Source organism: Acinetobacter modestus, assembly GCF_014636095.1.
Taxonomy (GTDB): domain Bacteria; phylum Pseudomonadota; class Gammaproteobacteria; order Pseudomonadales; family Moraxellaceae; genus Acinetobacter; species Acinetobacter modestus.
The window spans coordinates 139691-152394 of the sequence record NZ_BMDV01000003.1 but is presented as its reverse complement, the minus strand read 5'-3'; the positions used below and the strand labels follow the sequence as shown (position 1 = coordinate 152394).

The window sequence follows — 12704 nt, the reverse complement described above, 5'->3', positions numbered from 1 at the left end:
ATTGCTTAAAAAAAGTTAACCGCAATTAAGGCAAGCAATGCGGGTACAGATTGGATATAAATAATTTTCTTACTGGCAGTGAGTCCACCATAAATTCCTGCAACCAACACACAAGCTAAAAAGAAATTCGCCAAAGCCACCGCATAGGTTTCAGGTGCAATTAGTGCCCAAAACAAACCTGCTGCAAGAAACCCATTATAAAGACCTTGGTTCTGCGCTAAAACTTTAGTGAGCTGAGCCTTTTCCAAACTATTACCAAAAGCTTTTAAACCATAGGGCTTATCCCACAAAAACATTTCCAGTACTAAAATATACACATGTAAGACAGCAATTAATCCCACAAGCAGTTGTCCAATCATATAATTTTCCTTTTTATTTTATGACTCAATTTAAGTAGACCAGCCTCACGACTGGTCATCTGTTTTCCAAATTAAGGCTTTAACAACACTTTGCCCTGACGCGCACCCTGAGTTGCTTTGAGTGCAGCCGTTTTAATATCATCAAAACTAAAAACACCTTCCACAGGTAAAACTAATTTCTTTTGCGTCGCAAGCGTTAATAACTCAACAAATAATGCCTTTTTGCGCTCTGCTGGCATTTCTTTATTAACCACACTTGCCCAAAAACCTTTCACCGTTGCCTGTTTGAAAATCAAATCGCCCGATGAAATCTGCATAGTTTCGCCCGTCATACTGCCAAATGAAACCAATACACTATTCTCACTCAGTAGATTCAGCATTTCACCACTGGCCGTTCCACCAATTGAGTCCACGCCTGCAATCAATGGCTGATCAGCATGAATCGCTTTGACTTGTTGCTTCCAATCCGCTTGATCCGTGGCAACTACATGTTGAATGCCTAAAGCCTGCATTTCGGCAATTGCATCGGTACGACGCACAAGATTAATCACTTGCAAACCACGCGCCTGAGCAATCATCGCTACGGTTTTACCCACCGCACCATTGGCTGTATTTTGAATCAACCATTGCCCTGCTTGAACATTCACAAAGTCGAGTAACATCAAAGCACTAATTGGCATCCCAATCAATTGCGCTGCTGTTTCATCATCAATTGCATCATTTAGAGGAATAATGCTTTGCGCAGGCGCAATAAAATATTCTGCCCAACTGCCATGTACACCAGCAACAGCAATACGTTGTCCTAATTTGCTGTGATCAACACCTTCACCCACAGCATCGACAATACCTACCGCTTCACTACCGCCAATTGCAGGTAAAGTTGGCTTATAACCATAACTCCCCCGCACCGTCCACACATCGTGATTATGGATTGGGGACATAATCGTTTTAATACGGACTTCACCTACTTTAGGCTCAGGTTTCGGCATATCACCGAATTCTAAAACATCTACGGGCTCGCCAAATTGTTGATGGATAATACTTTGCATGATTTATTCCTGTATTGGTTGTAACAGCTGTTTGGTGGTTTCTAAAGCTAGATGTAGCGGTGCTTTGTCTTGTGCCAATTTGGTCATCAAAGCAGCCCCTAACCAAAGCTGATACATCACTTGAGCTGTTTTAATTGGATCAAGATGTGTTGGAATCGAACCTTGTTGCTGCCCTTCTTGCAATAACAGCGCCACGCGTTTCGTGAGTCGATGCACACCTAAATTTAAAATCTGTCGCATGTCTTCTGATAAATCAGAGACTTCAGCTGCGAGTTTTACAATTAAGCAGTTTTCTGCCCAACTGCCATAAATTGGATCGTCAATCCATGCCTGCCACAAAGCTATTAAACGTGCATACGCACTTTGTTCAGTGTGCTGCCAAAGCTGTTCGACTCGTACTTTATAGTCAGCCATATACTGTTCTAATAAGGCACAACCGAATGCCTCTTTAGACGCAAAATAGTGGTAGAACGAACCTTTTGGCACGTCACAGGCTTTTAAAATTTCTTGTAAGCCAACTCCCACAAAACCTTTACGCAATACCAATTCAAAACTGGTATCCAAGATATGTTGTCGAGTTGCTTCACTCTTGATTGATCGTTTCATAGCCACACTATAAGTTAATATTAGACCAGTCGTCTAGTAAATTTGTGTATTTTTATTCTGCAACAGCTTTACGGTAGTAAAATCAGAAAAGGAATGATAAAAATACAACTCGGTCAGTATGTGATACTCGTTATAAATGTGATTTAACCGTCACAATTTGTCGTTTTAAATATTTTTATACCACTTGAACAATTTTAAGGCGCTATCATATAAGACCCATTCAACAGCAAAATGCTGCTCAGAAATTATTTTAAATTGATTAGTACTGAGCTTTCTTTCAATACATTCAAATTAAATAATGAATGATCTATGAGATTGCTGTTCAATGTATTTTGATCTTCTATTTGCACATTACTGAGATGTTTTCATGAGCCAAAGTCATATCCGTATTCGAGGCGCACGTACCCATAATTTAAAGAATGTGTCACTCGATATTCCACGTGACAAATTTGTGGTGATCACAGGGCTTTCAGGTTCAGGAAAATCATCCCTTGCATTTGACACTTTATATGCTGAAGGTCAGCGTCGCTATGTCGAATCACTTTCAGCTTATGCACGCCAATTCCTTTCGCAAATGGAAAAACCTGAAGTTGACTCAATTGAAGGTTTATCACCTGCAATCGCGATTGAGCAAAAATCAACTAGCCATAATCCACGTTCAACTGTAGGTACAATTACCGAAATTTATGATTATTTGCGTTTGCTTTACGCACGTGTAGGAACGCCTTACTGTCCTGAACATGATCTACCGATGGTGGCACAAACCATTTCAGAAATGGTTGATGCGGTAAAAGGATTAGAAGAAGGTACAGCATTGATGTTACTCGCACCTGTGGTGCGTGAGCGTAAGGGTGAATACACCCAATTATTTGAACAATTACAAGGCCAAGGTTTTGTCCGTGCCCGTGTCGATGGTGAAATCATTGATATTGATACCCCACCTGAACTGGATAAAAAGAAAAAACATACCATCGAAGTCGTGGTCGATCGCTTTAAAGTCCGTGACGATCTTGGCAATCGTATCGCAGAATCGTTTGAAACCGCATTACGTCTAGGTAGTGATATTGCGGTGTTGTCGTGGATGAATGGCGAACATCCTGAACGTGTGTTCTCTGCAAAACATTCATGTCCTGAATGTGACCGTGCCGTAGCTGAACTCGAACCACGTCTGTTCTCATTCAATAATCCATTTGGTGCTTGCCCTGTCTGTGACGGTCTAGGAACACGTAGCCATTTTAGTGCGGAAAAACTCATTCCAAATCCAGAAGTTTCGATCAGCCAAGGGGCGATTCGTGGTTGGGACAGACAACGTCCGTATTACTACACCATGCTGCAAAAAGTAGCGGATCATTTCAGTATTGATCTCGATCAGCCTTGGAATAGTTTAGATAAAGACACCCAAAAGAAATTTTTACAAGGCACAGGCAAAGAGAAAATTGACCTCAGTTATATCGATGAACGAGGTCGTAAACACAGTCGTGTACAAGCCTTTGAAGGTGTGTTGCCACATTTAGAACGGCGCTATCGTGAAACTGAATCAAACTATGTGCGTGATGATCTCGCACAATATTTATCAAATGCAGCATGTGATGCTTGTGGTGGTTCACGTCTCAATGAAATTTCTCGTCATGTGCGTGTTAAAGACAAGACCATTGCACAGATCACCAAAATGTCGATTGGTGATGCTGAAAACTATTATCAAGACCTCAATCTTGAAGGTGCTAAAGGTGAAATCGCCGATAAAATCTTTAAAGAGATTCGTGAGCGTTTACATTTCTTGGTAAGTGTTGGGCTCAATTATTTAAGTCTTGCACGTTCAGCCGAAACATTATCAGGTGGTGAAGCACAACGTATTCGTCTCGCATCGCAAATTGGTGCAGGCTTAATGGGTGTGATGTATGTATTGGATGAGCCATCCATTGGTCTGCATCAACGTGATAATGATCGCCTATTACAAACCTTAATTCGCTTACGCGATCTCGGCAATACCGTGCTTGTGGTTGAGCATGATGAAGATGCAATTCGTGCCGCGGATCATATTATCGATATTGGTCCTGGTGCAGGAATTCACGGTGGGGCAATTATTGCAGAAGGAACGTATGATGAGTTGGCAAGCCATGCTGATTCACTCACTGGTCAATACCTCTCAGGCAAACTCAAAATTGAAGTGCCGAAACAGCGTACACTCTCCCCTCGCCCAAATGAAGTGATCAAACTCTCTGGGGCAAGCGGACATAACTTACAAAATGTCGATTTGACCATTCCATTGGGTATCATGACCTGTGTGACTGGGGTGTCTGGTTCTGGTAAATCAACCTTGATTAACCGTACTTTATTGCCTTTGGCTGCGACTCAGTTGAATGGGGCCACCACGCTCACTGCTGAAAAGTTTGATTCGATCGATGGCTTACAACATTTAGATAAAGTGGTGGATATTGACCAGAGTCCTATTGGTCGTACCCCACGTTCGAATCCTGCGACTTACACGGGTTTATTCACCCCAATTCGCGAATTGTTTGCTCAGACACCTGAAGCCAAAGCACGTGGTTATAGCGCAGGTCGTTTCTCGTTTAACGTGAAAGGCGGTCGCTGTGAAGCCTGTGAAGGCGACGGTATGATCAAGGTGGCCATGCACTTCCTGCCTGATATGTATGTGCCTTGTGATGCTTGTCATGGCAAACGTTATAACCGTGAAACTTTAGAGGTTGGTTATAAAGGCAAGAACATTTCAGACGTGTTAGAAATGACCGTAGAAGATGCTGCTGAATTCTTTAGTGCCATTCCTGTGATTCACCGCCGTTTAGATACCTTAATGCAAGTAGGTCTAGGCTATATTCGTTTGGGTCAAGCGGCAACAACTCTATCAGGCGGTGAAGCACAACGGGTGAAATTAGCGCGTGAGTTAGCAAAACGAGATACAGGTAAAACCTTATATATCTTAGATGAGCCAACCACAGGTTTGCACTTCCATGATATTGCCAAGTTACTCGACATTTTGTATGAGCTACGCAATAAAGGTAATACCATTGTGGTGATTGAGCATAATTTGGATGTAATCAAAACCGCAGATTGGGTAATTGACCTTGGTCCCGAAGGTGGTTCTGGTGGTGGTCAAATTATTGCAGCAGGTACGCCTGAGCAAGTGGCTGAAGTTGAGATTTCACACACAGGTAAGTTCTTAAAACCGATGTTGAAATAAACTTAATTGGTTCTCAAGTACTGGCGTAAATTTAGGTTGATTTCGTCTCTCTAGCTTGAATTTACGCCAACTCCCTAAATGCTGAGTTGGTGCATACTCAATATGATCAAACAAGGAGCGCTGAGTTTTATGAAGTTTATCAGCACGCTTTAAACATTGCCGTAACCATGAATAAGACATTTTCATATAATCAGCGATATTTAAATAAGTATATTTGAACAATTTAGGTTTTAGATTTTCAAATAGCTGAACATAGGCTAAAGCCATCGAAAAACTATTTTCTTGAATTTTCCTTACCTGTTTCTCTTTGCGTATCTGCTGTTCTTCGTCATCAATTATTCCCTGCAATGGTTCAGTTGATGTTGGAGATGATATACCCAAAAGAATTGGATTAATTGCTTCGTCTGGATCATTTCGAGAAGTTTGATCCATACTCAACGCATTTTTCAGCACACGATCGCCGCCATGGCCATAAAGACTCCACATCTTTTGCGTTAACTCAACCCAATGTTCAGGATTGCATAAATCAAATCCCCCTATCCACTGGTCTATAACAAATAGAAAAGCATTTTGGGCAATATCATTCGCATCATATTGTTTAGAGAATTGGGCAATTTTCTGCCAGTTCTTATAATAATCAGGTAAATAAATCATCTTATATAATTTTTCTTGGTCTTTTGGCAGCACAGGCAAGACTCTATTTTTAATATATCTTGTAAGCTAACAATGAGAGATTTAAATTTAATGACAAAGAGTTACTATCGCAAATCAGAATAATAGGGGCATTTCTACCCTTCCACCACATTCTTCCCGTTTGCTTTCGCTTTTAACAAAGACTGATCAGCTTTTTCTAATAACTCTAACCAAGTTTCGGCTCCAATCGCAATTCCTATACTCACTGAAACCTGAATCAATTCACCAACATTTGAAGTCACAATATTCTGTTTTAATATGCCTGAACGAATACTTTCAGCAATCGCTTTTGCTGCTTTCATTTCAATACTTTCGATCACGACTAAAAATTCATCACCACCATAACGAACGATTAAATCAGAAGCTCGCACATTATGCTTGAGTTGGTCTGCAATCATGGTAATCACCTGATCACCCGCAATATGCCCATATTGATCATTCACAAATTTAAAATTATCAATATCAATCACAATGACACAGGTTTCTGATAGACCTTCAGGCTTTGACTCTAAAACATTGATATATTCTTCCAAAGCCAAACGATTTGCGACACCCGTTAATATATCTGAGTTCGCAACTTTCTTAAGCTGTGACTCCATCATGTCACGTTGTTTCAAAATACTTTTTAATCTTTCTATCGCTTCAAATAAAGAAAAGAATTCCTGCCGAGACTGCTTACCAGTAAAAGGTTCAGTTGGACTATTTGATAAACTCAAAATCATATTTCTTGCTCTAATTAAAGGCTGAAATACACGTCTCTTGGCATAGCTCATTGTGAAAATTGCTGTAAGCAATGAAACAATCGAAATACCAAAGTTAAAAATAAACTGCTGCTGAGCTTCTTTATTCTGTTGCTTAACGATTTCATAGCTATAATCTAAAATATAGTTCTGTAAATCCATCACCGTGGTAAATTTATCAACCATCCGCTCGGTCAGTTGCGTCCCTGTTAAAGAATACGGTTCAGCATTTTCACTTTGATCAAGTAATTTAGAAATTAAAGGTAACCCTTGCTCTAAGAACTCCGTTTTTACGCGTTCATGCAAAAGTTTATATTTTAGTGTTTTGGTCTGTTCAGGTTGAATCGTATCAACCAACGACCAAAGATATTCTGCCTGATGCTGAGTCTGTAAAGAACGTGCTCGATTTGCATCAGAAATCGGTTCAGCAAAAGTGATTGGAGCCATAATGTTAGATGCAATACGCCCAGCCTGATCTCGCATATCTGTTAGGATGAGAATTGAAGTAAAATAATTCGACATGTCGCTATCTTTACTTTCTAATTGTGTCATTAATAATTTTAAAAAAAGCCTATTTTCATCCCACACAGAGAAAAGCGCTAAAATTGCATGATCCAGTTGTTGAGAACTTCTTTGTGAATACGGTGTTTCAATATAAACATCAACAACACGACGTGCCTGAGCTAATTTCACTTTGAGATCAGTCTGCAAATGTCCTGCAATAGATTGAAAACCATTCTGCTTTAATACTGAAATGGTTTGATTAATCTGATTATCTACAGCCTGTCGATGACGTTGCAACTTTTCTTTATTTATAAATAACTCATTCGGTTGACTCGACATTGCCTGATTAGATGGTGCTCTTTCTTTAGAAATTTGATTTGCCGTTTGCACCAAAGCCCGTAGACTCGTAATTTCGATGAGAGCTTGTTTTGTTTTGACGTATTCTTGATAACTATGAACAATGAGAGGAATGGAAATATATAAAATAGAGAAAATAATGATGACCATACAGAAAAATAGACGAAGGCTTGTATGTCCTGAACGTAATTTCGTATGTTTTTGACTACGCTCCATGAACATATCCTGCTATTCTCAAAAAGCCATCCTGATTGATTTTTAAACAATGCTGATTTTACCTGAATTTTAAATCTAACTGTCATAATTCAGGGCACTTTTTCATTTAAATAAAGTATAAATTTAAAATATTTTTCAATTAAGCTGTCATTTTTAATCTAATCTATTGTTTTAATAAAGTTAATATTAAAATCCAATTAATTCAATTATTACTTATTTGATAAAAATATAAGAGAAAAATTTGTTTCATAATTTTAAAAATAATTAAGGTCTTCTTTTTAAGTTAAATGGATTTAAATTTTTAATCAAAAAATAAAATAATCAATCTTAATAATTGATTAAAAACATATTTTTAAGTGTTTAGAATTTAAATCACCTTATGATTGTAAATAGAATAAATCTTTGTCACAAATTTCCATGTTATTGAAAGGTCATATCTTAAAAAATGGATAAAGAACGGGGCAAAAAAAAGCTCAACCTTGGGGAAAGTCGAGCTAGTAAAACACAATATATTGAGAAAATGTTACGAGATAATAAAATGCAAATTAAATACCTCTTCACAATCATTATGTGAATTATATCTCAAAAAGTAAAGTCGATTAAATAGATCGGGTTTAAATTTACAATCGTTTTTCCAAATTAAATTAGCTCTTAAAATTGAACTTCCCAAATTTTCTAATTGTCATGCTTCATTTACAAATTAAATTAATCACATAACACAATTTTAATGAGATTAAAATCACATTTTTATTGATGATTTATTACAGTTTTACGACAGATTAAAACGAAAAAAACGATAAATTCAATCGAATTAAACAATTAATAAATATCGTTTCGAAACAAGGTTACTCTCTTAAATAAGTAGATGAAAACAACCTATCTATATATTAATATTATATTTTTTTAAAAGTTGACAACTGACACACTGGTCGAGCAATTTTTAACCGCCATTATTATCTTACACGATCATTTGTCAAAACATATCATTTATTACATTGACTTCATATTTTGTTACAATAGAATGAAATCCAACTTTACTCCTTACTGTAAAAGCTGGAAATTATTATGAAAAAACTCGGTTTAGCCACTGCTTTATTATTAGCCATGACCGGTGCTCAAGCTTACCAATTCGAAATCCAAGGTCAGTCTGAAGCTATAGACTCTAATGATGAAAGCAGAGATTTTAATCATTACACTGTTGGTGGACAAGCAACTTACTACTTCAAAAATGTAGATGCATCTAAAGGTCCTTTAGCAGAAGCAGCTTTTGTTAACCAAGCATCAAATGTAGCTCTTGGATATAACTTTGCTAATCTTGATGATACTAAATCTCAAAATGTAGGTGTTAAAGCTGAAGCCTATGTACCAACACCTTACGCTCCTGCATATGCAAGCTTAAGCTATAGTGCTACTGATAATGACGGCAAATATGGCGAGAATGATGATCGTGGTCAACGTTGGGCTGTCGAATTTGGTTCTGTAATCGCTCCAAACTTCCTCGTAGCGGTAGGTTATACAAATGTTGTAGAACAAACCTCTTATGATACTTTCAAAATCTTAAACAGCGGTTTTGCTAAAGCAGCTAATGAAACAGCAACTATCGCTGACAAGCAAGATGCGATTACTGCACGTACTAAATACGTTGGTGCAATCGATGGCACGCCTATGTCGATTGGTTTCGAAACAGGTATCGTTTACGGTGAAGACACTGCATACGAGTTAAAAACTGATTTGTACCTAAACTCTAAACTTAGCACAGGTGTTTCATACGCTAAATCAAGTTTTGCAGATACACCTGATTCAGCTTGGGGCGTTAATGTAAACTACTTTATTACTCCAGCTGTTGCTGTAGGTGCAAGCTATTTAAATGCTAATGCTGTAGGTACTGATGCAGATATGCAAACTATTGGCTTAAACGCTAAATTACGCTTCTAATCGTGTAATCGATGTTGTAATAAGACATATAAAAATAAAAAAACCAGTTCATAAGAACTGGTTTTTTTATTTTTATCATATTCATTAAATGAAAGGTTGGCTGTCTCATTTAAATATCTTACATCTTTTTATCTTCAATATTTAATGCACTAATTGCTAAAACTGCCTGCGTACGATTTTGTACACCTAGCTTACGGAAAATAGCTGTGACATGCGCTTTGATCGTGGCTTCTGATACATCTAACTCATAAGCAATTTGTTTATTGAGCAGACCTTCTGCCACCATCATCAATACACGGAACTGTTGTGGTGTAAGCGATTGCAGACGTTCTGCCAACGCGGTTTCATCCGCAGCTCTTGGATCGAAACCATGATGCATGGGTAAATTCGGCGGTAGCCAAATTTCACCCTCTAATACATGTTTAATTGCTTCGCCAATATGACTTGGGTGTGATGATTTCGGGATATACCCCATTGCACCATGTGCAATTGCACGTTGGATAATCGAGACTTCTTCATGTGCTGATACAACAATGATTGGAATCGCTGGGTATTGTGCTCGTACGTATACTAAGGCAGAAAAACCAGATGCGCCGGGTAAATTCAGATCAAGTAATACGAGATCAGGTTCTGCACCATGCTCTAAGCGCTCATAGAATTCATCGACATCCGCAGTTTCCTGAATCTGTGCTTGAGGAAGACTATATCGAACCGCTTGAATTAAAGCATGTCTAAATAAAGGGTGGTCGTCTACAATTAAAATATTCATAAGCGCTGAGCTGTCTGCGAGTACGTCACTGTACGGTGTTTATTCAAATTTAATCTATCTTAGCCTATTTTTTAAATGAACTGTTGGTTAGACATCAAAAGTTGTTTATTTCGTCATAAATGCAAAACAATACAAATATTGATATAACTCACACAACATAGACTAATCAATAACTACTATACAGAAATAACCAATAGAAACAGAGTATTAAATTCATTTAATTTTTTCTACTGAATCCTCTATAGGTATATATACAAAACAGATAAGCTTGCAGCATTTCCTTATTTTACAACTTGGCATGCGGTGTAGATAAATAAATAGCAATTCGAAATGATCTTTTAGGCCGCTATTATGTCCAATCACAATACTCTCTCTACTCCCCTTAATATTGTTGCAGTATCTGGTGGTTTAAACAGCCCATCAAAAACAGAAAGTTTAGTTCAGGCGATTCTGGATGAGCTTTCGGAAGCGATTAATATTAAAGTACATTTCGTCAAACTAAGTGAAATTGGGCCATTATTGGGTGGTGCGATTTATCGTAATCAGCTACCACAACGGGTACAAGATGATTTGGCTGCAGTTGAAGCCGCCGATGCATTGATTGTAGGCACCCCTGTTTATCGTGCTTCATTTACAGGTTTATTTAAACATTTCTTCGACTTTGTTGAGCAAACCGCTTTGGTTGATGTACCCGTTTTACTGGCAGCCTCAGGTGGCAGTGATCGCCATGCTTTGGTTCTCGAACATCAATTACGCCCACTATTTAGCTTCTTCCAAGCACAGACCTTGCCTATTGGCGTCTATGCCACCGATCGTGATTTTACGCCTGAGTATACGGTTAAAAGCGAGCAATTATCTGATCGCGTGACCTTAGCCGTGGCACGTGCTTTACCGATTTTGGAATGGGCACCTGCCAAAGGTCAACGTGCTGCTGCCATCAAAGCCAAAACTGAGCAAGCGAATCAGAATCTCGGCATCAACAAACAAATCGAACAAGCAGACGTCTTACCATCTGCGGCAGTACCGAATCTGGATGCAGCTGAATCTCGCTTACACCCGAAGTCAGCCAAGAATTTAACCCACGTCGCATAAACCATATCTGTTATGGAGGATACAACGATGACAATAACAGCATCCGCAATTAAATTTGCCTACTGGGTTCCCAATGTGAGTGGCGGTCTCGTTGTAAGCAACATTGAACAACGTACCGACTGGAGCTACGACTATAATGTGCGCTTAGCACAAGCAGCCGAACGCAGTGGCTTTGAATATGCCCTCACCCAAATCCGTTTTACCGCGGGCTATGGCGCAGACAACCAACATGAATCAGTGAGTTTTAGTCATGCCCTATTGGCAAAAACTGAAAAACTGCGGGTGATTGCCGCTATTCTGCCCGGCCCTTGGAAGCCTGCGTTGGCCGCCAAACAACTGGCCACGATTGACTATCTCACTCAAGGGCGTATTGCGATTAATGTCGTCAGTGGTTGGTTCCGCGGCGAATTTGATGCGATTGGTGAACCTTGGCCTGAACATGATGAACGTTATGTCCGTTCAGAAGAATTTATCCGCACCCTAAAAGGGGTATGGAGCACTGACAATTACAGCTTTGAGGGTAAATATTACCAATTCCAAAATTACACGCTAAAACCGAAACCTTTGCAAAAACCTTATATTGAGGTGTTTCAGGGTGGTAGTTCACGTGCCGCACGTGATATGGCGGCACGAGTATCGGACTGGTATTTTACCAATGGCAACAGTGTCGAAGAAATTAAAAAACAGGTCGATGATGTTCGCGGCAAGGCCAAGCTAGCCAACCGAGACGTCAAAATAGGCGTTAATGCCTTTATCATCGCGCGTGATACTGAGGAAGAAGCCAAAGCCGTACTGAATGACATCATTGCACAAGCCAATGTCGAAGCCGTGAATGCCTTTGGTGATGCGACCCGTGAAGCAGGCGCAGCAGCACCTGAACGCGAAGGTAACTGGGCAAAATCGACCTTTGATGATCTGGTTCAATACAATGATGGTTTTAAAACCAATCTGATTGGTACACCGCAACAAATTGCGGAACGGATTGTGGCTTTGAAGAATGTTGGTGTTGATCTGGTTCTTTCAGGCTTTCTACATTTTATTGAAGAAGTCGAATATTTTGGCGAAAAAGTACTGCCACTGGTTCGTCAGCTTGAACAACAACAGGAAATTCAGTTGGAGGCAAAATCAGCATAAGCTTGGCATTAAATAAGAAGAAAAATAAAAGCGATTGAATATTTCTCCCCA

General features: G+C 39.1%; 10 protein-coding genes. 4 read left to right on the top strand and 6 right to left on the bottom strand.

All coding sequences use genetic code 11. The features are described from left to right. Positions 1–5 precede the first annotated feature (5 nt). From IEV17_RS08840 to IEV17_RS08830, 3 genes are all read right to left on the bottom strand, one after another. On the bottom strand, positions 6–359 hold the full coding sequence (locus IEV17_RS08840; RefSeq protein ID WP_004659946.1) for a DUF1304 domain-containing protein: 354 nt from the start codon (positions 357–359) through the stop codon (positions 6–8). Between the two features lie 71 nt (positions 360–430). After that, positions 431–1408 (bottom strand): zinc-binding dehydrogenase, encoded by a 978-nt coding sequence (locus IEV17_RS08835; protein ID WP_004659944.1) that lies wholly within the window; start codon positions 1406–1408, stop codon positions 431–433. 3 nt (positions 1409–1411) lie between these two features. Further along, positions 1412–2014, bottom strand: a complete 603-nt coding sequence (locus tag IEV17_RS08830) for a TetR/AcrR family transcriptional regulator (RefSeq protein ID WP_004659941.1) — start codon at positions 2012–2014, stop codon at positions 1412–1414. A 367-nt stretch (positions 2015–2381) separates the two neighbouring features. Between IEV17_RS08830 and uvrA the strand changes: the two genes are divergently transcribed. Beyond that, positions 2382–5213, top strand: coding sequence for an excinuclease ABC subunit UvrA (uvrA, locus tag IEV17_RS08825; RefSeq protein WP_004659939.1), 2832 nt, complete (start codon positions 2382–2384; stop codon positions 5211–5213). Here the strand turns inward: uvrA and IEV17_RS08820 are convergent. Both IEV17_RS08820 and IEV17_RS08815 read right to left on the bottom strand, forming a co-directional pair. Further along, the gene (locus tag IEV17_RS08820) at positions 5193–5900 is read right to left on the bottom strand and encodes a hypothetical protein (RefSeq protein ID WP_004659936.1); all 708 of its coding nucleotides are present in this window, start codon (positions 5898–5900) and stop codon (positions 5193–5195) included. The two genes, uvrA and IEV17_RS08820, sit on opposite strands and share 21 nt — an antisense overlap. Before the next feature lie 101 nt (positions 5901–6001). Beyond that, a complete protein-coding gene (locus IEV17_RS08815; RefSeq protein ID WP_004659934.1) occupies positions 6002–7723 on the bottom strand; it encodes a GGDEF domain-containing protein in 1722 nt (573 codons plus the stop codon). Between the two features lie 1065 nt (positions 7724–8788). Here IEV17_RS08815 and omp33-36 point away from each other — a divergent pair. Continuing rightward, on the top strand, positions 8789–9658 hold the full coding sequence (gene omp33-36 / locus IEV17_RS08810; protein ID WP_004659933.1) for a porin Omp33-36: 870 nt from the start codon (positions 8789–8791) through the stop codon (positions 9656–9658). Between the two features lie 118 nt (positions 9659–9776). Here the strand turns inward: omp33-36 and IEV17_RS08805 are convergent, their stop codons facing one another. Next, entirely contained in the window at positions 9777–10427 is a 651-nt protein-coding gene (locus IEV17_RS08805; RefSeq protein WP_004659931.1) for a response regulator transcription factor, read from the bottom strand. Positions 10428–10778: 351 nt separating this feature from the next. On the opposite strand from IEV17_RS08805, the gene msuE reads away from it, so the two are divergent. Beyond that, entirely contained in the window at positions 10779–11519 is a 741-nt protein-coding gene (gene msuE, locus IEV17_RS08800) for an FMN reductase (protein WP_004659930.1), read from the top strand. Positions 11520–11546: 27 nt separating this feature from the next. Then, complete coding sequence (sfnG, locus tag IEV17_RS08795; RefSeq protein WP_004659929.1) at positions 11547–12653, top strand: dimethylsulfone monooxygenase SfnG; 1107 nt, start codon at positions 11547–11549, stop codon at positions 12651–12653. Positions 12654–12704: the final 51 nt, after the last annotated feature.